23 protein-coding genes, 1 tRNA gene and 1 pseudogene are annotated in these 20,585 nt (G+C 44.4%); 12 read left to right on the top strand and 13 right to left on the bottom strand.

The features are described from left to right. The first annotated feature begins 113 nt into the window (after positions 1-113). Complete coding sequence (locus BUB22_RS17245) at positions 114-311, top strand: DapH/DapD/GlmU-related protein (protein ID WP_083535532.1); 198 nt, start codon at positions 114-116, stop codon at positions 309-311. A gap of 109 nt (positions 312-420) precedes the next feature. On the opposite strand, the gene BUB22_RS12655 is transcribed toward BUB22_RS17245, so the two are convergent. Continuing rightward, positions 421-1,296, bottom strand: a complete 876-nt coding sequence (locus BUB22_RS12655) for a putative nucleotide-diphospho-sugar transferase (protein WP_139258993.1) — start codon at positions 1,294-1,296, stop codon at positions 421-423. Positions 1,297-1,617: 321 nt separating this feature from the next. Here BUB22_RS12655 and BUB22_RS12650 point away from each other — a divergent pair, with 321 nt between their 5' ends. Beyond that, on the top strand, positions 1,618-2,559 hold the full coding sequence (locus tag BUB22_RS12650) for a glycosyltransferase family 2 protein (protein ID WP_073115612.1): 942 nt from the start codon (positions 1,618-1,620) through the stop codon (positions 2,557-2,559). Here the strand turns inward: BUB22_RS12650 and BUB22_RS12645 are convergent. Continuing rightward, positions 2,556-3,827, bottom strand: coding sequence for a glycosyltransferase family 4 protein (locus BUB22_RS12645; RefSeq protein ID WP_073115609.1), 1,272 nt, complete (start codon positions 3,825-3,827; stop codon positions 2,556-2,558). The genes BUB22_RS12650 and BUB22_RS12645 overlap by 4 nt on opposite strands. 61 nt (positions 3,828-3,888) lie before the next feature. Here BUB22_RS12645 and BUB22_RS12640 point away from each other — a divergent pair, with 61 nt between their 5' ends. Together BUB22_RS12640 and BUB22_RS12635 are read left to right on the top strand one after the other, a co-directional pair. Beyond that, the gene (locus BUB22_RS12640) at positions 3,889-4,998 is read left to right on the top strand and encodes a glycosyltransferase family 4 protein (protein WP_073115604.1); all 1,110 of its coding nucleotides are present in this window, start codon (positions 3,889-3,891) and stop codon (positions 4,996-4,998) included. Beyond that, entirely contained in the window at positions 4,999-5,712 is a 714-nt protein-coding gene (locus BUB22_RS12635; protein WP_073115601.1) for a glycosyltransferase family 32 protein, read from the top strand. On the opposite strand, the gene BUB22_RS12630 is transcribed toward BUB22_RS12635, so the two are convergent. Then, positions 5,692-6,840, bottom strand: a complete 1,149-nt coding sequence (locus BUB22_RS12630; RefSeq protein ID WP_073115598.1) for a glycosyltransferase — start codon at positions 6,838-6,840, stop codon at positions 5,692-5,694. The genes BUB22_RS12635 and BUB22_RS12630 overlap by 21 nt on opposite strands. Positions 6,841-6,843: 3 nt before the next feature. Further along, positions 6,844-7,224 (bottom strand): winged helix-turn-helix domain-containing protein, encoded by a 381-nt coding sequence (locus tag BUB22_RS12625; RefSeq protein WP_073115596.1) that lies wholly within the window; start codon positions 7,222-7,224, stop codon positions 6,844-6,846. Positions 7,225-7,542: 318 nt separating this feature from the next. Here BUB22_RS12625 and BUB22_RS12620 point away from each other — a divergent pair, with 318 nt between their 5' ends. Both BUB22_RS12620 and BUB22_RS12615 read left to right on the top strand, forming a co-directional pair. Beyond that, entirely contained in the window at positions 7,543-9,225 is a 1,683-nt protein-coding gene (locus BUB22_RS12620; RefSeq protein ID WP_139258992.1) for a hypothetical protein, read from the top strand. Beyond that, on the top strand, positions 9,222-10,481 hold the full coding sequence (locus BUB22_RS12615; protein WP_073115590.1) for an alkaline phosphatase family protein: 1,260 nt from the start codon (positions 9,222-9,224) through the stop codon (positions 10,479-10,481). The genes BUB22_RS12620 and BUB22_RS12615 overlap by 4 nt, the downstream gene beginning before the upstream one ends. A 15-nt stretch (positions 10,482-10,496) precedes the next feature. Here the strand turns inward: BUB22_RS12615 and BUB22_RS12610 are convergent, their stop codons facing one another. Beyond that, positions 10,497-11,330 carry a tyrosine-type recombinase/integrase gene (locus BUB22_RS12610; RefSeq protein WP_073115587.1) on the bottom strand — a complete coding sequence of 278 codons (834 nt, stop codon included), beginning with the start codon at positions 11,328-11,330 and terminating at the stop codon, positions 10,497-10,499. Positions 11,331-11,345: 15 nt separating this feature from the next. Here BUB22_RS12610 and BUB22_RS12605 point away from each other — a divergent pair, with 15 nt between their 5' ends. Further along, complete coding sequence (locus BUB22_RS12605; protein WP_073115584.1) at positions 11,346-11,786, top strand: hypothetical protein; 441 nt, start codon at positions 11,346-11,348, stop codon at positions 11,784-11,786. Between the two features lie 390 nt (positions 11,787-12,176). On the opposite strand, the gene BUB22_RS12600 is transcribed toward BUB22_RS12605, so the two are convergent. From BUB22_RS12600 to BUB22_RS17375, 4 genes and pseudogenes are all read right to left on the bottom strand, one after another. Next, positions 12,177-12,566, bottom strand: a complete 390-nt coding sequence (locus BUB22_RS12600; RefSeq protein ID WP_175547295.1) for a hypothetical protein — start codon at positions 12,564-12,566, stop codon at positions 12,177-12,179. 77 nt (positions 12,567-12,643) lie between these two features. Continuing rightward, positions 12,644-12,877 carry a hypothetical protein gene (locus BUB22_RS12595; RefSeq protein ID WP_073115578.1) on the bottom strand — a complete coding sequence of 78 codons (234 nt, stop codon included), beginning with the start codon at positions 12,875-12,877 and terminating at the stop codon, positions 12,644-12,646. Positions 12,878-12,913: 36 nt separating this feature from the next. Beyond that, positions 12,914-13,198 carry a DUF3990 domain-containing protein gene (locus tag BUB22_RS12590; RefSeq protein ID WP_073115575.1) on the bottom strand — a complete coding sequence of 95 codons (285 nt, stop codon included), beginning with the start codon at positions 13,196-13,198 and terminating at the stop codon, positions 12,914-12,916. Then, a pseudogene (locus BUB22_RS17375) lies at positions 13,195-13,335 on the bottom strand (DUF3791 domain-containing protein); the annotation flags it as partial. The gene BUB22_RS12590 and the pseudogene BUB22_RS17375, both read right to left, overlap by 4 nt. Before the next feature lie 85 nt (positions 13,336-13,420). Between BUB22_RS17375 and BUB22_RS12580 the strand changes: the two are divergent. Then, entirely contained in the window at positions 13,421-13,771 is a 351-nt protein-coding gene (locus BUB22_RS12580) for a hypothetical protein (protein WP_073115572.1), read from the top strand. Positions 13,772-13,951: 180 nt separating this feature from the next. Here the strand turns inward: BUB22_RS12580 and BUB22_RS12575 are convergent, their stop codons facing one another. Beyond that, positions 13,952-14,461, bottom strand: a complete 510-nt coding sequence (locus BUB22_RS12575; protein ID WP_073115569.1) for a type IV pilin protein — start codon at positions 14,459-14,461, stop codon at positions 13,952-13,954. Between the two features lie 509 nt (positions 14,462-14,970). Here BUB22_RS12575 and BUB22_RS12565 point away from each other — a divergent pair. Beyond that, positions 14,971-16,398: an ATP-binding protein gene (locus BUB22_RS12565; protein WP_073115628.1), complete on the top strand. Its 1,428-nt coding sequence runs from the start codon at positions 14,971-14,973 to the stop codon at positions 16,396-16,398. Between the two features lie 243 nt (positions 16,399-16,641). Here the strand turns inward: BUB22_RS12565 and BUB22_RS12560 are convergent, their stop codons facing one another. The 3 genes from BUB22_RS12560 to BUB22_RS12550 all read right to left on the bottom strand — a co-directional run bounded on the left by BUB22_RS12560 (position 16,642) and on the right by BUB22_RS12550 (position 18,396). Further along, the gene (locus tag BUB22_RS12560; protein WP_073115563.1) at positions 16,642-16,857 is read right to left on the bottom strand and encodes a CopG family antitoxin; all 216 of its coding nucleotides are present in this window, start codon (positions 16,855-16,857) and stop codon (positions 16,642-16,644) included. Further along, entirely contained in the window at positions 16,854-17,168 is a 315-nt protein-coding gene (locus tag BUB22_RS12555) for a BrnT family toxin (protein ID WP_073115560.1), read from the bottom strand. Before BUB22_RS12555 ends, BUB22_RS12560 begins: the two co-directional genes overlap by 4 nt. Positions 17,169-17,454: 286 nt before the next feature. Next, positions 17,455-18,396 carry a PD-(D/E)XK nuclease family transposase gene (locus BUB22_RS12550; protein ID WP_073115557.1) on the bottom strand — a complete coding sequence of 314 codons (942 nt, stop codon included), beginning with the start codon at positions 18,394-18,396 and terminating at the stop codon, positions 17,455-17,457. Positions 18,397-18,717: 321 nt separating this feature from the next. Between BUB22_RS12550 and BUB22_RS12545 the strand changes: the two genes are divergently transcribed. The 3 genes from BUB22_RS12545 to BUB22_RS12535 all read left to right on the top strand — a co-directional run bounded on the left by BUB22_RS12545 (position 18,718) and on the right by BUB22_RS12535 (position 20,277). After that, positions 18,718-19,482 (top strand): type I 3-dehydroquinate dehydratase, encoded by a 765-nt coding sequence (locus tag BUB22_RS12545; protein WP_073115554.1) that lies wholly within the window; start codon positions 18,718-18,720, stop codon positions 19,480-19,482. A gap of 116 nt (positions 19,483-19,598) precedes the next feature. Continuing rightward, a complete protein-coding gene (locus BUB22_RS12540) occupies positions 19,599-20,063 on the top strand; it encodes a PTS sugar transporter subunit IIA (RefSeq protein ID WP_072809413.1) in 465 nt (154 codons plus the stop codon). Positions 20,064-20,202: 139 nt separating this feature from the next. After that, positions 20,203-20,277 (top strand) — tRNA-Val (locus BUB22_RS12535). Positions 20,278-20,585: the final 308 nt, after the last annotated feature.

Genomic DNA, 20,585 nt, shown 5'->3' with positions numbered 1-20,585 from the left:
AAATAGGATGTGGAAACTCCACTTTTTGTTTATAGGGCCCAAAAGCGCAAAATTTCAGGCTCTTTTGATTTTACAGAAAGAAATTTACATCTTCGAGACATCTCGATGAATCATTGAAAAATATAGACCTTTTTGGAGAAATACACATCTGCGATAACGTTCACGTCGGTACGAATGCCATTATTATGCCAGGCGTGACAATAGGAGAAAATTCAATTGTAGGATGTGGCGCCGTTGTCACAAAAAACGTTCCGGCGAATACCGTTGTCGCAGGAGTCCCTGCAAAAATTATTGAATCCTTAAGCGAATAAAAAGAAAAACATGTTTTAGATTTTGTTCATACAAAACATCTTTCGTATAAGGAAAAAGAAATTTTCTTGAAAAAAAATATCGCAAATAATGGTCTTCGTGCAGTAAACGTTACCTTTTGCTAAGCAAGGGAAAAAGTGCCGATGAGAGTCTAGCTCCCATATTCAAAATTTTCAGAAGAACCTTAGCGTGCAACTTGGAAGATTTTGCTAATGTGTTGATAAAGCCATAAATAGGATTTTTGAGTTCAATTTCGCTTTTGTAATTCAGTTTTATAGAGGATATTGAAAAGCACTTATATGGTTTTGTTACAACATCTTCAAACAGGGACATTATATTTGCATTTTCTTTCACATGAGACCAAAAAGATTTTTTTTGCAGTTCAAAACATAATTCATCCTCATTTTCATATAAACCAGTGCCAAAATAGTGTATCAATTTTGCGTTAAGCAAATAGCGTATCGTAAATACAATTTGAACATTATAGCTGTGGGGCATCAATTTTATTATGTTGTTGTTTAAATAATTAACATGATTCAATGATTGCTGGTCTGTATAACACCCTTTTTCACATGATATATTCCAATGTTCATTCCAAGATTTCATAAATTCATGAACAACAGGTGTATCGCGCAAGAAAAGGACGCCCCCATTAATAAAAAAATTTGAGGGGGGGGTGAAACCCAATTTTTTTACAAGAGACAAATGATAATCGTGGTATATGAATTTTTCGAATTCAACATGACCATCTGGAACGCCCATAATATCTGCTGAAAAATCTTCTTTGTTAATGGGATTAACCCACAATGTGTCTCCATCTACATATAAAAAATCCCCTTCTATATACTCGCGCATCATCGTCTTCAGAAAACGAGAACGGACCATTGGGCTTTGGTGAGGATCGCATTTTATTACACGGACTTCATCAGTATAATCAAGAATTTTTTTTCGCGAATTCACCAAGGTCTTTTTCGTTTCGTCATCCATTAGCAAAGAAATGAATATTTGGGGCATTCTATATTTAGCAGACATTATGGACAACAATGCTTGCTCGTAATAACAATCCGAAGGTTTGCTAACAAGAACGTATAAGAGTTTCATGATATTGGCAACAAGTATATTATGCAAGTCATCTGTTTTAATTTGAAAAATACATCTTTTCTGATAGTAGGGCAACTCAAACACACATTATTCATCTTTTTTGGCAAAATTTTGCAAAAAAAGAATGTTTTTATCGTTAAAAAGCACTTTTTATAGTTTAGGATTGTATATTTGAATCCATAGGAATGATCACTTCAAAGGTGTAATATGCCACAACCCGCCGTTTCCGTCATTGTTCCCAACTACAATCATGCACCATTCCTTAGGCGGCGTCTTGACTCTATTTTCAATCAAACATATCAAGATTTTGAAGTCATTATTCTTGATGATTGCAGTTCTGACAACAGCAAAGAGATTATTGAACAATACCGTAACCGCCCTCAAATAAGTCATATTGTGTATAATGAGCTTAACAGTGGCTCCCCGTTTAAACAGTGGGCGAGGGGCTTTGACCTGGCGAAAGGAGAGTACATTTGGATTGCAGAAAGTGATGACTGGGCCGAATTAAATTTTTTGGAAGAAACGGTACGAAGAATTGAAACAAACAAAGTCAATCTTGTTTTTACAAATTCATACATAGTCACCCCTTTTGAAAAAAAGATAGATGTAAAAATAGAACGAGATGTTCTTTTTGATGGAAAGTCGCTTCTTCGTAGCAAAATGATATTCCAAAATTTTATCTTGAATGCAAGTGCTGTGTTATTTAAAAGAAAAACGCTGGCTGATATTCCCAAAACATATCAAAACTTTAAATCTAGTGGAGACTGGTTGTTTTGGATAGAATTTTGTCTTGTTGGTGATGTCTACTTTTGCTCAAAAATTCTCAATTATAATAACAGGCATGGTGAAAATACTACAACACAATGGGGGAAAAGAATGTCCTCTGGTCAATCTGCCGTTGAGGATTGTATGATTTTTCATTACCTAAAAATGAAAGGGTATATCCCATTTTATCATTATCACAGTATTGTGGTTAGTCGATTAAAATGGGCGGATGCAAATGCGTCTAAATTTGATTCAATTGCGAGCTACAAGGCTGCAAGAAAGTGTTGGGAAAGTGAAATTCGTTCGGAATCGTTCTCTACTTTAATCTTTCACATTGTAAATATGCTATACATAATATTAAAAATGGCTCACATAAAAAGCTAAGAAGCTCTTTCTTTCATTATTTTAATCATCTCATCAACCGTTTTTTTCCAAGAGAAAGATTTTGCTCTTTCCAACCCTTTTTTACGATTGTTTTTTTTCAATTCATCGCTGAAGTAATATTTTTCATAAGCTTCTATGTGTTGCTCATCGTTATCCCAATCAATCATTATTCCTGCATCGCCAACAACTTCCGGCAAAGAAGAATTATTGCTTGTTATCACAGGACATCCGCACTGCATTGCCTCTAGCGGAGGCAGGCCGAAACCTTCATATTGACTGGTATAAACGAACCATTCTGCATTACTGTACAAAATAGGAAGATCCTCATCGTCTATATAACCAGCTTGAATTATATATTTGGAATCTGAAAATACATTGTTTTTTTTCAATTCTTTTACAAACGATTCCCAATGTCCACCTCCCATAACCCAAACCAAATCTTCGATATGATGTTTTTCGACAAACGTAATAAAGCAACGAACGGCGCGGATTAAGTTTTTTCTCGGTTCGACAGTGCATAAAGAAAAAATGTATTTTTTATTTTGCGGAATTTTATATCTTTTTTGAATGCGGAATTTATCGTCTTCGTTCCTAATGGGACGAAATGAATTTGCTGCAGCTAAAAAAGTTACTTTTGAAGAAAAATCGTTAACTAATGGGAATATTTCTTCAAAATCCTTCTTTGCACATTCCGAGATAAAAAAGAAGAAGTCGCCTTGTTTGGCTTCAAAAAGAACTGCATCTAAATACTTTTTCCAAGGAATATTATTGAACATTGGAAGTTTGTACGGAATCGCATCGTATAGCAAGATATAAGACTGTGCATTAGTTTTTAGTCTTATTAGTTCAGGAACTTTAAACGCAGGGGATAAATAAGCATCAACGTTGTTTAATAAGTTTGCGTTGTAGTTGTTACGCATCATCAATCTCAAAAGCAATTGGGTAAAAATAATTCCTAACGCAAATGGTTTTCTCAACCAAAGATGACCAAATAATTTTGAGTGAATTTCCCATAGCCATAAATTTGCAGCTAAAAGAATTTTGTTCCTTGAATAATCAAAAACAAACTCTAAATTAGGAAACAATTTTTTTTTTACTCTGACGGCCTCTCCAGATTTTTCTGGATCAATGTAAAGCGCCAATCGAACATCATTTCTCTTTTGCAACTCGCTCAGGATATTATAGGCGACGACAAAAATACCGCTACGCGTAGCATCCTTATGAAAAAAATTGGTAAGCAAAGTTGCGTCATAAATAACATTAAGCATATTTATACTTTTCCGCCGTCATCTATAATCAATCACCAAATAAATATATATTTTTCAACCTATGAAACTCCTCATAGACGCATCTAGCATCAACAAAAAGAATATCTTAGCGAGCGTTCCTGGTTATATTTTTCGTTTAATCGACATGTTCGCCACAGAGAGCGGACTAGAATTGCTAGTTGATTATTCTATGTCGCAATTCTTTAAGGGGAAATACCCCCATTTGACAATTCACAACATTAAAAGAAATTATATCCTTTATCGGCTACCCATCTTTGGCGAAGTATACGGCCGTTTTGTATACAAACAAGCAATCTCAAAAATTTCTCACAGCGTAGAAATTATTCCTAGCGACTTAGATCGCAGCACCAAAGTTCAATCTTCCGCAAAAAAAATTTTAATTATTTATGATTTAAAGGCAATTAAAGACGGATCCTTTTTTAAGCGCAGGCGTAATTTTCGTTTTTACAATTTTCTAATTAACAATGCAACCAAAGTTATAGCCATATCTGAATATACACGTAAAGATCTGGAAACCTTTTTCAACGTTCCCAGACCTAAAATTCATGTAATCTATTGTAGTGTCAATGCTCCCAAACAGACGTTTTGGAACAGGCCATCACCAATTCCTGAAAAATATCTGTTATATGTAAACACCCTTCTGCCTCAAAAGAATGTTTTAACCTTGGTTAAGGCTTTTGAAAATATTAAACAAAAAAATTCCCATCACTTGGTTATTGTTGGGAAAGAAACTCCCTACTGGAAAAGAGAAATTCTTCCGTACATAAATTCGCATGACCTTGGTGATCGGATAATTCTTTTTCAAAATTTGCCCGTAGAAAACCTTTGGCATTTATATAAGAATGCATCAGTTTTTGTAACGCCGTCCCTTAGAGAGGGCTTCGGTTACACTCCTATAGAGGCAGCACTATGCAAAGTTCCAGTCATTTGCAGCCGTTGCGAAGCCTTGCCTTATTCAACTCAAGGTTTGTTAAACTATTATGAACCAGCAAAAGATTACAAAGCTTTAGCATGTAAAATTGATGAGGTGTTGAATAATCCCCCTAGTGAACAACAACTAGAGAAAATAGCGGAAAAATACAAAAAGGATTATTCGTCCGAAAGACAGCTAGATTTGTTTAAAAAAGTCTTACATGATATTGAGGAATAAATGATTCCCAGGATTATACATTACTGCTGGTTTGGCCATAAAGAGCTGCCGTCTCTTGCAAAGAAATGTATCGCATCTTGGCGCGAGTTTCTGCCCGATTACGAAATCAAGGAGTGGAACGAAGGCAACTTTGACGTAAATGGTATTCCCTATACAGCGCAGGCTTACAAGCACAAGAAATACGCTTTTGTCAGTGACTACGCCCGATTTAAAATTCTATATGAGCATGGCGGAGTCTATTTTGACACCGATGTAGAAGTTGTCAAGCCGATGGACGACGTCATAGCTAAAGGTACATTCTTTGGGCTAGAAAACGAAAGCCTCTTTGCATGCAATCCGGGTCTAGGATTCGCCAGCGAACCAAAGTTTCATTTGTTAAAAGAAATGCTAGACTTGTACGCCAGCATGCAATTTGAAACCTCGTCTGGCGAACTAAACAAGAAAACAATTGTCGAGCACTTTTCTGAGATGCTACTTTTAAAAGGCTTACAGCAAACTCCTGGCATTATTGAATTCGAGGGAGCAAGTTTTTATCCTGCCGAATATTTCTGCCCCAAGCCCTCAGAATTTGGGAACATCCAGATTACAGAAAACACTCGTACGATTCACCATTATGCGGCGTCATGGATTGGTCCAAAACAGCGCTTTGCGAATTTACTGATTCGAATTTTCGGAAAGAAACTGATTTTGAAATTATGGAATCTGATAAAGTGATTCTAGCATTTTATAGCACTTTCTTACATCAAACCGTTCGTTTTTTATCTGCGGATTCTCGCGATCAACAACCACTTTCAGCGAACTTAGTTTTTCACACCAAGGCTTAACATCATCTATCGGCAATGGAAATACATTGTCTGTTATCGCTGTTTCCCTAGGCACTGCGGCACTCACCACGCAAGGCAATCCGTTATACTGAGCTTCCACCAATGTCATCGGGAACGCTTCACGTACAGAAGGCAATAGAAGTACATCCATTGCGCCATAAAATCCGACCACTTTTTTTTGCAATCCTGCGAAAACGACTTTATCTTCAAGACCTTTTTGCTTTACCAGATTCTGAATTTCAGTTTGTAATGGGCCATTTCCCACCAGCAACAATTTGCAGTGACTATGATGCCGTGAATATTCCGAAAACAGTTCAATGATAAACTTGTGGTTCTTTTCTGGGAAGAACCGCCCTACGTGCCCCACAACAAAATCATCTTTATTGATTCCATATCGCTCACGGATTTCATGTCGAGTCGATTCACTAAACTTGAACCGTTCCGGATCGATGGCATTGGGCAAAATCGTCACCTTGCCTTTTTTCACGGCACTTTTTCCCCAACCATTGATGGCGGCAGCTTCGCCGCAGGCTAACCAATGGGTGGCAAAGAGTTTGCAGGGGATGCGGAATAAAAAACAAAGAAAATTCTTTACAAGGTGGTTCGGCAGGCTCACCAACCTTATTTTCGGCCCTTCGACGGGTTCTTGAGCAGTATAAGCTTGGTGATGGTGGGCTATTCTTTTTTTGATTCCGGCGAGCATCGCCAGAAAGCACACGTAGCTGTTCATGAACCAGTCCAGGTGACTATGGACTACATCGTATTTGCCTTTTCTAAAGATTCTGAACATCGTCCACAGATGCTTTAGCGGATGATGCACTTTGTCGGGAATCTGGATGCAGTTGATTCCGGCCTCGTTAAAGCGTTCCAAAATCTGCGGATTCGGTTCGTACTGGTACAGCAAATCAAAATGAATGTCCCGCATGCGAGAACAATAGTTCAAAACAACCTGTTCCGAACCGCCGCCTACAATCCCGTGCAGCACCTGGCAAACGCGAATATTCTTATTTTGAGGCATATCTCAGTGTTTCACCTTCCAATGACCGGTCTTGTCAGAGCCAATTCGTCCTATGAGTGACTTTTCCTTCAACTTTTTTACTGCTCGCTCAATGGTGGCGTGAGCAAAATTTGTTTTTGAGATTAGAACACGATTTGTTATGTCTGGATTTTTCTTGATTAGGGCATAGACAAGTCGTTCTTTGTCCGACAAGTTCTTTGTTACACCCTCATTTACTTCCTCATTTACACCCTCATTTGCCCTATCATTTACCCTATCATTTACCCTGTCATTCGTTCTTGAAGGCAATCCTTTGTTTAAGGCATTTTGCCCGTAGTCGGCAAGCCACTTGCGCTCCTTGGCAAATTCCTTTTGTACACTTGATATGAAGATTTTGAAAGACATCCGTAACAAGTATAAATTTTTGTCGTCCAACAGTCAACGGCCACCAGAGTTCCCCTAATTTGCACAATTACTTCATTAGTACGCAAGGCTGCATATTTTCTCGCAAAACAGGTAGTCAACTTCCGTTTTTGCAAGAAAACCGTCAACAATATGCATTTTTCTAAAAAATGAGCGAGTTTTTTCTGATTTCTACTAAAAAAAGAGCGAGTTTTTGTTTTTTGGGGCTAAAAGATGATTACTGATGCGTTTGGCGCGTTTTCGTTGATGTATTTGGCAATGTTCTATTGATGATTTTGCTGTGTTTTTTAACTTTTAGACATGCCTTTTAAGCGAGCCACAACCTATTCCGTAGCCATCAACCTGTTCTTCTTGGCGTTGTGCCTCATTTTCGGCGACCTCAAGTTCGGGGCGATTGATGACTACTTTATGGCGGCGAGGCTTACCGGAGCTCTGGGCACGGATTACAATCCGCATTTGATTTTCGTGAACGCCATCTACGGCTATGCGCTGTTGCCGCTGTACCACCTTTTCCCGGAAATCGGGTGGTACTACGTTGGCGAGATGTTCGCCGTTTTTCTCTCGTTTACAGTCATTGGATATGTGTTGTTGCAACGATGCGGGGAACGCTGGGGAGCAATCCTCGCAACGCTGTTCACGGCATTGTTCGCGAGCGACTTTTATTTGGTGGTGCAATTTACGCAATGCGCCTCGATACTGAGCGCTGCGGGGATGCTACTGTTCGCGTATGGGGTGGTTGAAAAACGCGCTACCACACCTTTCGTTCTCGGCATAATCCTAATGCTGTGGGGTTCGGTGATGCGGTGGCAAGCCTTTTTAATGGGGATGCCGTTTTTCTGCCTCGGGATGCTGTTCATTTTCAAGGACTGTTGGAAAGTCAAGTGGCGGGTTATTGCAGGGCTAGCAATCTTGTTCGCGGGAGCATTCGCCATGCACAGTTGGGACCAGAAAATATACCAGGCCCCCGAATATGCCGACTTCGTTAAATTTCAAGGACCGCGCGTAACATTTGGCGATAACGGGAATTACAACCAGAATGCAGTGTATGAAGATGCCGAAGAACTGGGGCTTTCTGGAAAAGACATGCACATGCTTACAGAGTGGATTATGTACGATACCGAAGTATTCTCAGTTGACAGTATCAAGCAATATTCCGATCTTATTCCCCCATACCGAACAAACAACCCTAAGGAATTGACACCCCGAGATCAGCTAAATGCGTTGGCGCATTCCCTGCGTTCGCCCCTGTTCTGGGTGTGGTTCGCGTTCTGCATAATAGTGTATTGCACGCAACGCCGCAAGTTCCTTTATCTGTGGAGCTCGTTGGCCCTGATTCTTGCTTTATTGGCATATCTCATGGCAATGGGCCGCCTTGTGTATCGCGTAGAAAGCGGGTTCTGGCTGTATGCCGCGGTACTTGCCATTCCGTTGTTCGGCCGATTTTTATTCGACCTGCCACGCAAGCTCGTTGTAGGCGTCATCGGCGTTATCGCCGTCGCCAACGTCTTTGCTTACGCGACTTCCGGCGAAACTGTTCGCGACCCAAGTAGTGGCGAAATGCGCACCCTCGCCATCGAAGACACCACCGACTACACGCAGGTTTTTGAATACATTGACAATCAACCCAACAAGATGTTTCTGCTCTCGATGAACGCATTCATGCGGTTTAGCCATCATCGCAATCCGCCCTACTCGGCTGAGCCCATCGGGCAATACCGCAGGACAGTCTCATTCGGTTACTGGACACCCCATTTACCCGAGGTTACGGAAGCCTTAGCTGATTTTGGCATCGACAATCCAATAAAAGACGCTGTCCACGATAACGTAATCGTACTGAATGAGCCACACTTGGTAGACTTTTTGCAAAGGCATTATTACGATAGCGTCGCCATAGATACCCTTAAAGAAATTGGCGAGATGACATTCCTAAAATATCGTCTTGTACAGCCAGCCGATTCCGCAGCTAAGGAGGCAGCACAATGAAACGCCTCCTTTACCCGCTAATCGCAAGTGCGCTGATTACCATTGTGCCGTTCTTGCTTACATTCGAAAAGGGGCAAGACATTGTCCGCGGATTGTTCGGGTATGAGTACTTTGCGTTGCTATTGCTTATTGTATTTATCAAAAACAAACTAGCAAGATTCTCTTTAGCAAATCGAAAAAAGATGCCCGTCTACACGGGCATGACAATAATTCTGATATCACTCATCGTCACACTTGTGGCAATAGCTTGGATTGACTTACAAAACCAACTCGCCATAAAGGGGTGGCCTACTGGTTGGTATGGCACTCTTCCGTTCGCCACTTGCGCCCTTGCCATCGCAATGGTCTGGAAAATAAAGCCCTTCCGTTTTAATGCAATCTGCTTTATTTTATTCGTAGCACTGATGTTCCACCTGGAAGCAAACAATCGCTACGCGGCACAACCCTTGGCCCAATTCCCGACCATAGATTACCTCGAACGAATTGCCCCCAAGCCCGTACAGAGGAAACGCATCGCCGAAGACTACAAGGCAAAATACATAGTCACAGACTCTGTCACCATTACGCGGGATTATGTTGACACGGCTCGCAACAACGTGATAATCCTTGTAGAAAGTTGGGGGTTGCCACTCGATATAAAGCGTTTTGAAAGACAAACAAACTTATTCAACGGCATCACAACCGCAGTCGGCACGCACAACCGCATGTACAGCCGCACACGCACCGCCGAGCGAGAGGACCTTATGCAAACCTGCACCCGCGATTCCGTTACATTGCATCGTGATACAACTTTCTTGCCAAAAGTTTTTGCCGATATCGGATTCCAGACAACTTTCCTCTTTGGTGGCGACAGTCTAGAACATTACCGATACAAGTACATCAGGAATATCGGTTTTGGCGAGGTTATTTACGGGAAAACTACAAGCAAAGGTAAACAGCTTCGCGATACCGAGATAATCGCGAGAATCGATAGTATTCTAGCCGACACAACACAAAAACATTTTATTGCCTGGACCACTGCAGACACTAAATTTCCAATGCCGGAATTTCCGGACATATACTACAGCAACGCAGATGCAATAGACTCCGCGTACAGTTCCAAACTGCACAACGATTTCGTCGTGATTGCTAATTTAGCTCGCAGGCACCCTGAAACGCGATTCATAATCCAAGGCGACCATAACCCGATTTTATCCCCTGTTGGATTCCAGGAGAAATTCTACAAGCGGTGGGTTCCGTTCATCGTGCTGAACTGACCTGCAAAGCACCGATCACAGTTTGTTGAACTTTTTCATTTCTTTGTCAAGGAACGTATCGACATATTTCGCATAAATTAGCGTCGTTTCCAGATTCCTGTGACCAAGCAATTTGCTTGTCGCAGGCAACGGGATTCCAAGCGAAATGCAAGTCGTTGCAAAGGTGTGGCGGGCAAGGTGACAATGGATATGCTTGAGATACCCCAGCTTTTTCGACGCCCTGCGAAGCGTTCGGTTGAAGTGCGAGTTTTCTACAACGCGAAACACCTTACCCGACGGCATATTTTCCGGCAAAAGTAACCTCGCCTGCAGAGGAATAGGCACATAAACCGGATCCCCGGTCTTGTGCATCTGCTTGCGGATTTTCCTGTCAAAAATCTCTCCCGCATCAAGAGACTTCAAGTCGCTGTAGCGGAGCCCGGTAAAGCAACTGAAAAGGAATACTCGAACTACATCCTGTTCAGTCTCTGTCAGGAACTGCCTTTTGTCATTGAAATTCAAGTAGAGCGACTTGAGTTCGCGCATAGTCAGGAACCCCCGACGCGTATAAACACGACCGATCTTCACCTTGTCAAACGGGTTTGTTGCAATCAGGCCATCCGCAACCATCTTGTTAGTAAAAATCCGAAATACGGAAAGTGCCTTGTTTATCGTTGCAGGCTTATTCCCCAATTTTTGCAAATGAAACTTGTATTCTTGAACCAACGCAGGAGTCAAGTCTTCGCAATTCAATTCCGGCCTAAAATCCTCTATCTTCTTGATATTCCAGTAGTATGTCCGCACCGAAAGCGGCGCTAGATTGTATTTTTCCTTCTCCAGATATTGCATAGCGACATCGCAAAAAAGCATATTGTAATCCTTTGTTTGATTGTTATTTTGTTCTTTAAAAAGCGGCGGACAAAGTTAGAATTATTTTGTTCCAACAAAGCAGGAGAATACGTGAAGTTGCAGGACGCATATGTTAGCGAATCCAGCAAGTATTTTGGTTCCTGGTCGATGATTGGTTATCAGATGAATACAACGAACAATGTGTTCACGTACTCCGACCCCAAGGGTAATGGATACACCAACAACACTGCTGAATTGGGAACTGCAGTAGCGGTATGGAAAGCTGTTCCGAACGCAAATCTGAACAACTGTCTTTCTGCTTCTGGATATTGGCAGCTTAAAATCGCTAAGGGCGGTACAGGTAACAATGGTGCAGCATACACCGCTAATGTCACTGGCGGTCCCGGTGGAGATTGCGATGTGCTCGTTCCGGGCTTTGGAAAGCTCGATGCTACTGGTGTTGCTTCCGCTCCGTAAGAAGTTCGCGTAAAACTGAAGAGAGACCCCCTTATAGGAGGGTCTCTTTTCTTTTTTATGCACGAGTCGAAAACCACCAGTTAAGCCGGTGGGACATTTTTTAGTATCGCACTTACAGTCCCTCGTTCAAAAATAAGTTCCTATAATGATGTGAACCCCGAAAGTCGAACACAACTTTCACGGTTTTCATATGTGCAATACACAAAAAGCACATCCAGTATAGATGCACACAATATGACCTCATAGGCAACCAGTACACGCATAGGAACGCGAATATTCGCTCATTTCATTGATCATTAGATTGCCAGGTTTAAAGGTTGCTCTGTTTTGAGCGTATAAGAAAAGGCATCCCGAAAGGGATGCCTATATTTTAACCTATTGGTATTAGCATTAACCACCGGTGGCAACACTGTAATTGCCACGAGTGAGCTGCTCTAAACTAGTCGACAACATCTGGCAAGCAGCGCTATTAGCTGTTGCGGAATACGTAACAGGATTTGTAGCATCAGAAGACTTATTGAACAAAACCTTCCAGACGCCGTTCTGACAATCGTTCATTTTGGCGGCCGTTGCCGTAGCAGACCATCCTTCAGTTGCGGCAGAAATACTTGCCAACATCGTAGAACCATTGAGGGCACCTGCGAAAGCTCCTGCATAATTGAAGTTATTGGAATTCTGCATTGTGTAGCCAATCTTCTGCCAAGAGCCTACGGCATTTGCCTCAACAACGAAAGCGTCCTGCAACTTCACGTAGTATGTGTTGTATTTGTCGGAGTCCACACAAAATGTGTTTACTTACATTCGATTTGCTAAATCGTAAATCAGCAAGCGTTTTTTACGGAAACTTACATAATGCTCTAGATTTCCGTCTGAACAATTTTTCCCTTCTTCAATTCAGAATCCAACAAGTCGTAATTGTAGGCGGAACTTTCTGTACAGAGTCCCGTTGCTGGATTTTGTAGTTGCTCGAAGGTTCTCGAATTATAGATGAGGCCAAGGGCGACCTGCAAAGAAAGATTGCGATCTTCCATAAGCCATTTGGCCATATCACTGACGATCCCTTCTACAAGGAATTCCTGCTTCGCGGTCATACGCTCGGCCTCTTTTGCAAAAAGGCGATTGCTTTCTCAGATCTGAAAGCGTATTGATTGTTCAGTTTTCGAGACTTCAGCCCGTTCACGGTTCGGCTGTTCAAACTTTTTGACTTTCAGTGTCAACAAGTTCGAATCGTCGAACTCAAACGCGTTCACGATGGGGCCGCCGCCAAATCGATCGGCGACTTTACGAGCCATTTCGCGAGCTTGCGTTAAAAGCGTCGTCAAATAAAAGGATTGACCGAAATCTTTATACGGCTTGCACATAGTGAAATCAATTTTTTCAATCTCGCAATTTGAACCATGATACAAAATCATTGTATTTGGCCTCCATTCCTCTGGCAAACAGCGGTCAAATCATCTACGGCATCGTCAAAAGAAAGCAAGTGCTCAGCCCCATAATGATCTTGCAAAAAATCAAGACCTTTAAACAGGCTTAGATAGTTAAAAGCCTGCTTTACAGAAAGAGCCTAACGGTCAAAGAAATGAACAAAAAAGTTTAAAAATTAGCCGTAACTCGGCAATTTCCCCGTATACTACGTGAAGTTGCAGGATGCGTTTATTTCTGAAACAGGCACGACTTGGGGTTCTTGGCAGTACATCGGTTACAAGATGGAAACCACAAACAATGTCTTCACCTATGAAGAGCAAAACGCGCCTTCGAATGGCACCGAAGCCTTGGGTTCCGCCAAGGCTGTTTGGAAAGCAACGCCCAAGGCCGGCCTGAACGATTGCAAGACTACAGACTCTTGGGGTCTGAAAATTGCAAAGATTGAGAATGGCAATGGTGCAGCATACACGGCAAGAGTTTCTACTGCCGATTGCAATGTCTTGACTCCTAGCTTCGGGAAGCTCGACGCAACTGGCGCAGCAACAATTGCCGCAAACTAACGATCGCCAGTTAAATAATTAAGAGAGGCCTACGAAGGCGTAGGTCTCTTTTTTTTGTATGGACAATGGCTTTACAAATGCCTTTGGACGGACAAAAATGAACCCCTGGCGGGTGTTTTTCGATTCATACAAAAAAGATCCAGCAACATAGCTGGATCTTCTTTATTTGTTTAAGTATCCTTACTTGATAGACGCGAAACTCGGAGTAAGAACTTCGCAGTCAGCACCACCAGGAACAGAGGGTGTATAAGTAGCTTCGCCCGCAGCGCTTCCTTCTGCCACCGAAATCTGCCAGTTGTATGTTGTACCATTACCCGTACAATCATTCAACTTGGCCTTGTTTGCAGCCTTCCAACCGACACCACCTGTAGAAAGAGCCACGGAACCAGCGAAGTCACCAGTATAAACGAAGTTGGTAGACGCACTGACTTCTGCAGTCGTCTTAGAACCTTGCGTAGTCACGTCACCAGGGCCCTTATAACCAATGAGGAACCAGTTGCCAAGCTGATCGCCAGTTTCAGCAATGTATGCGTTCTGCAACTTCACGTATTCTCCAGCGGCCGGGCCGATTTCAGAGGCCTTGGACTTGGCGATCATGCCGAACAGCTTGGGAACTGCGACGGCGGCGAGGATGCCCATGATCACGATCACGACCATCAATTCAATGAGGGTAAAACCTTGTTTCTTCATAGTGTACTCCTTGTTGTTTGTGACACACTTGTTTGAGTCCTGGCCCGGAATTGAGCGTTCGACTCGTTTACTTCCCTAATATACACAATTTTTTTCGGAAAAGCAATAGTTTTGTCAAACTTTTGTCATTTTTGTGTCATAACAACCTGGAGCAGACGCAAAAATTGCTTTTTTCGACCAAAATCGCCGTTTTAGGGGTGCTTCGGATGCTTACAATTATAGATTTTTTTCGCAAAAAAGGGGACTTCCGCCGAATTTTTTTATTCCAATGTGGAATATATCACACCCCTTTTGTCACGGTTTTGTCATTTAGAAGGGAGATCCCCGCCTTCGCGGGGATGACAATGATGGTTGGCAAATTTTACCAAATAGTTGGCAAATTTAGCCAAATAGTTGGTTAATTTCGCGAAACAGTTGGCAAAATCAAACAACAACTTGGCAAACTATTGCCTTTTGTTGGCAAACTTTATATATTACCACAAGAATACCAACAACCGGCGAAACATTATATGCAAGAAAAAGACCTAAAAAGCCTTGTCAAGCAAATTCTGTCAAACAAGTGCGAGTCCCAGCACATCGAGCTGAAAGCTGCTCACGAGGGTTGCCCCAAGCGTTTATACGACACACTGTCGTCTTTTTCGAATCAAGACGAAGGAGGCACAATCATCTTCGGCATTGACGAAAAGCAGGATTACAAAATCGTTGGCGTCTACGACGCCCAAGACATTCAAAAGAAGATTAACGAACAAAGTAAAGAGATGGAGCCATGCGTGCGCCCCCTTTTTACAATTTGTTCAATCGGCCAAAAAAAGATCGTATCTGCAGAAATCCCTGGCGTAGAGGTTTTCCACCGGCCTGTCTTCTACAAAGGCATGGGACGGACAAAAGGCTCCTTTGTCCGTGTCGGCGATTCGGATGAGCCAATGAGCGAATACGAAGTGTACAGCTACGAGGCGTTTCGCAGACACATCCGCGACGATGCCCGAGCCATTACCGAAGCGCCTCTTGACACCCTAAACAAGGCCGATGTCGAAAACTATGTTCGGCTATGCAAGAGGGAGCGCAAGAATCTTTCCGAAAATGTCAGCAGCGAAGAAATCTTGGAACTAATGGGAGTAATTCATTCCGGTGCACCCACGGTAGCAGGAATTCTTTCGTTTTCAAAATACCCGCAAGGTTTTTTGCCCCAGCTCTGCATCACCGCAGTGCGGGTTCCCGGCAACGAAATGGGCGACCTCGGTGCGACCGGCGAAAGGTTTATCGACAACGCCAGGCTGACCGGGACCATCCCGCAAATGCTAGAAGATGCAATTTCGTTCGTCCAAAAGAACAGCCGTCACAAGACGGTCATTGACAAAAACGGGAAACGCACAGACAAAGAAGAATATCCGTCTATCGCAGTACGCGAGGTTGTCCTGAACGCGCTGGTTCATCGCGATTATAGCGTCTATTCCGAAAACACCCCCGTTCGAATTGAAATGTACGACAACCGGCTACAAGTCATAAACAGCGGAGGATTGTACGGGAAAACCACGCTAAGCAATCTTGGCAAAATCAGGCCGGACACAAGGAACGCAGTATTAGCAAACATCCTCGAGATTCTAAAAATTACCGAGAACCGCTACTCAGGCATCCCGACCATACAAAAGGAAATGCAAGAGGCGGGATTGCCTCCAGCCGAGTTTTCCGTTCGTCACGGAGAATTCTACGCAACACTATATAACTCGGTGAACCAGCCCGAATATTCCGGCAAGCCCGCCGACATTCTGGCCTTCTGTTCCGTACCAAGAAGCCGGGCAGAGTTGCAGGGCTTTACAGGAATGTCACAGTTCTATACCATGAGCCACATTGTCCAGCCGCTGTTGGAAAGCGGCGCGCTGAAGCTGACCCTCCCCGAAAAACCAAAGAGCAGCAAGCAACGGTATGTAAAGGGCTGAATATAAACGTCCCGGGAGTCCCTTGTTTCCGCAGTGTAAAATCGAGAATCCGTGGCTCGTGACTGCTTTTCGGCCATCCGACAGCCTGCCCGGCCCAAGTTTTCTCGACTAATATGATATTAGATGTTAAATTAGTCAAGAATTTTGACAAAAATTGCAGAAATAGGGTTTTTGGGCAAAAAGCCCTGCTATCGCGATTTTGTCATTTGGAGGGAGATCCCCGCCTTCGCGGGGATGACAACTTTATTGCCACTTCAGGTTCAACCGACGCTTCGAAATAGCACAATCCGTCAAGTATGAGTCTATCAGAACCTGGTACGGGATTCCCAATTCCTTTGCCATATTCTTGAAGTAATCGATTGCAGACGAGTTAAGTCTAATCGTAATCTGCTTCTTGAGAATTTTCGCATAGGGGTTCTTCACAGCCTTCATCTTCGTGAAGTCGTATTCCTTTTTCATAATTCGTCTCCTTTCCGTTCGTTCCAATAGTATTGAAATTCCTTCTTCGTAGCTTTGCGGGCGCTAATTATACGATGGACGATATGTTCAGCATCAATGCCACTGCGCTCAGTAAAAACAACAACTAGCGTTCTTAAGTTTGCCGACAAACCAATAAGAATAGACCGATCTTCTTGTGCCGAATGTTCTGCGTCAAAAAACACCCTGGCATGTTCATCTTCAAAACATGTCTTGGCTTCTTCAAAAGAAATGTCATGTTTCCTTTGGTTTGCGGCATTTTTCCTTTCATCCCAGATGAATTCTATCTGCATATAGAACTCCTGGATATAATTACAATATAATTATATTTCACGAAGAACGCAACATTTTCTTGTGGAAAATCATTCCGATCCATTTTACATTCCTTTTCTGCGGGAACGCCCCCGCGATGGCGGACAGGGACTCCCCTATCTATACTATAAAACGATTTCGCGGCCAAAATGAGCCAAAAGAGGCTAAAAAAATTTCTTTACGAAAAAAGACCCTCGCCTACGCGAGGGTGACGAGGGAGAAAACAAAGATCCTCGCCTACGCGGGGATGACGAGAAGAGTCGCGGGTCATGTATCCGGCGAATCGATTTCCTTCTTGAGTTCAAGGACGGTTGACTGGGGGAGGTCCGTAAGATCAGCAATTTCATCAATAGGCTTATTCTTCGCAAGCATTTTCTTTGCGATTTCCTTCTTCGCTTTCCGGGCTGCGCCGTACTCCCAGTACGACTTGTCGATGTCCTTCATCATGTTACTGAGCATATACCTTGCACTAAAATTACACAATTTCACCTCGTTTTGCAATACCCGGAACACGGGGTCACTCGCGAATTCGCTGAAATCAGTCTCGCGATTGAGGGTGTCGATGGCACGAAGCCACTGGGCGATGCGGCTGCGGTCGCCAGCGAACTGTTCTGTGTGCTTCAGGAACTTGTTCACCTCGACGAGTGTCACGGTCTGCCGTTCGAAATAAACGCGCTGTTCCTGATTGCGCAACTGCACCGTGTGGAGGTAGTTCGGCGAGCCCTTGAAGGCGTCAAAGAACTGGAAGCTCACCACGTGCAGGTTTTCGAGCGGGGTGAAGTCGCCAGGCTTTTCCATGCTGCCCGTAAGGCGCGCCACGTAGAGGACCAGGCGATCGCTGTACAGCGAATCGTTGTTCTCGTGCTGGACATCGATGGAGATGCGGTCGCGGGGCACGCCGTTGCCGCGGTCGTTGATCAGGAGCATGTCGGGCTCGACGCTGCGGCATCCCAGTTCGCCGGGAACGTACGGGTTCACGAGCTGCGGATTTTCGATGCGGTCCGAACCCACGAGATTCAGCGCCGCGTTGATGAGGTCGGTAGTGAGCGCCAGGTTCTTCTCGCTCGCGAGAATCTTCTTAATGCACCCGTCGTTGTAGAAATAGACGTTCCGATGCTCATGTTCCTTGACGATGGCGTCAATGTCCTGACCGTTGTCGTTTGCGGTCTTGAGTTTCTTGAGAAAGATTGCGAATTCCTCTCTTGTCATTTTATTCCGTTTATAGCGGGAACGCCCCCGCGATGGCGGATAGAGACTCCCCTATCTATACTATAAAACGGTTTCGCAGCGAAAATGAGCCAAACGGGGCGTGAAAATTTTGTTTACACAAAAAGATCCCCACCGTGGTGGCCACGCGCACTAAGCACTAAAGTGCTAAGTGCTGTCCGCCCGCCTACGCGAGGATGACGAGAAGAGGGCTACAAAGATCCCCGCCTTCGCGGGGATGACGCTTTCAGCGCGGGGATGACGAGAATGGTCGCGGGGGTCGCCCCCATTTTTTGCAGCAAGCAAAATTCCTATATTTAACGCATGCCCGCGAGCAACGAAAAATTCCTGGTCGGCCTTGTCGGCCCCGAAGTCCTCTCCGCAATAGAGGCGGACGCGACACACCCCGTGTCCATCGACATCGGGGCATGCAACGCGCTCGAAATCCGCTACGATTTCTTCCCCGAAAAGGAATGGCCCGCGCTTTCGAAGCGAGTGAGGAAAATCGCCCCGCACGCCATGCAGGTAGGCACCATCCGCCTGGAACGGGACGGCGGCAGGTTCCCCGACCGTGACGCGTACTCGCGCATCCCGCTCTGGTCGAAGATTCTCGCCGAGGGCGACGTGCCGGAGTGGCTCGACCTGGAGCAGGACTGCCTGTACGACTTCAAGAACCTCAAGAATCTCGCCGACCTGCGCAAGACAAAGGTTCTCATATCGCAGCACAATTTTTTGCGCATCCCGAGCCAGCAGGAACTGGACGACTTCGCCCGCGACTGCATGCGCGTGAAGGCCGACGGCCTCAAGATTGCGGCCATGAGCAACGGCGAAACCGACTGCGAGCGCCTGTACAAGTTCGCGCGCATCCACTCGCAGAACTTCGAGCTGTTCGCCGCCTTCGGGATGGGCGAAACGGGCATGGCAAGCCGCGTGTGGTCGCTCAAGGAAGGGGCGAACCTCACCTACGGGTCTATCGGGCAGGCGCAGGCCCCCGGCCAGGTGGACGTGCTGAAAATGGCCCGCGCCCTCCGCGAGCTCCCCGACCTCACCACCCCCGCCGACGTGCTGAATTCCTTCGCAAAATTGTAGTTTTTCTTAAAAAAACGCACTTTTTGCAGTCAAAATCTTATTTTAACTATACATCTATACAAAACCCGGCCTTATTTTGCTAAAATGTTGGTGGAATAGAATAGAGGAATAGAAACATGCGACTTTCTGAAAGATTCGTCGACAACTGCATCTTGATCAACTCCGCGAGTACGACCAAGGAAGCTGTCCTGAACGAACTGGTTGACACCCTGTGCAACGCGTACAAGCTCGAGCACCGGGACGAGATTTTCGAAGCCGTATGGAACCGCGAGCAAAGCCGTTCCACCGGTATCGGTTGCGGGCTTGCCGTCCCCCACGCAAAGATCGACTACGTGGACCGCATGTGCATGGTGGCCGCCACTATCGAGAAGGGGCTCGACTTCCAGTCGTTCGACGGGGAGCCGGTCTACCTGCTTATCCTCATCGTGAGCCCGGGCAACACCGTGGGCCCGCACCTCAAGGCGCTCTCTTCCGTGAGCCGCCTCCTGGCCGACGGCAACGTGCGCAAGGACCTCATCGCCGCCAAGACCCCGGCAGAGTTCCTGACCATCCTCCGCGCCGCCGAGGACAAGTACCTGTAGTTGGTCACTGGTCATTGGTCAATAGTTATTAGATCTGCGCCATCAGGGCCTTGCTTCTACTAATGACTAACAACTAATGACTATTAACCACGTATCCCTTGACACCCGAAACAAACTTTTATATATTTGCACCCACCTCGGACGGTTAGCTCAGTTGGTTTAGAGCGCTGCTTTCACACGGCAGAGGTCACTGGTTCAAATCCAGTACCGTCCACTCAAACAGCGCCCTTCATTCGAAGGGCGTTTTTGTTTCAAAAAAGCGGTTTTGAACCAGTTCAAACGGGCCATCGAAATCAGTGGTGACAAAAATGGTGACAAATCAGCCGTTTACATAGATAGGTTTTGCAACCGCTGTTGTCATCTTAAAAAGTTTTTACACGGTCAGTTCACATTCATGTAGGCGCCCCCCGACCTCCATTTTAGGTCGGCCCCAAAATGTCACCTTTTGACATCTGCTCAAATGTATATTTAGTAAAAACGAAACCTGTCATAACATTCTCTTCTGACATACACGAAAAAGGG

The organism is Fibrobacter sp. UWCM (assembly GCF_900129735.1).
Lineage (GTDB): Bacteria > Fibrobacterota > Fibrobacteria > Fibrobacterales > Fibrobacteraceae > Fibrobacter.
This window is presented reverse-complemented; position numbering and strand designations above follow the sequence as displayed.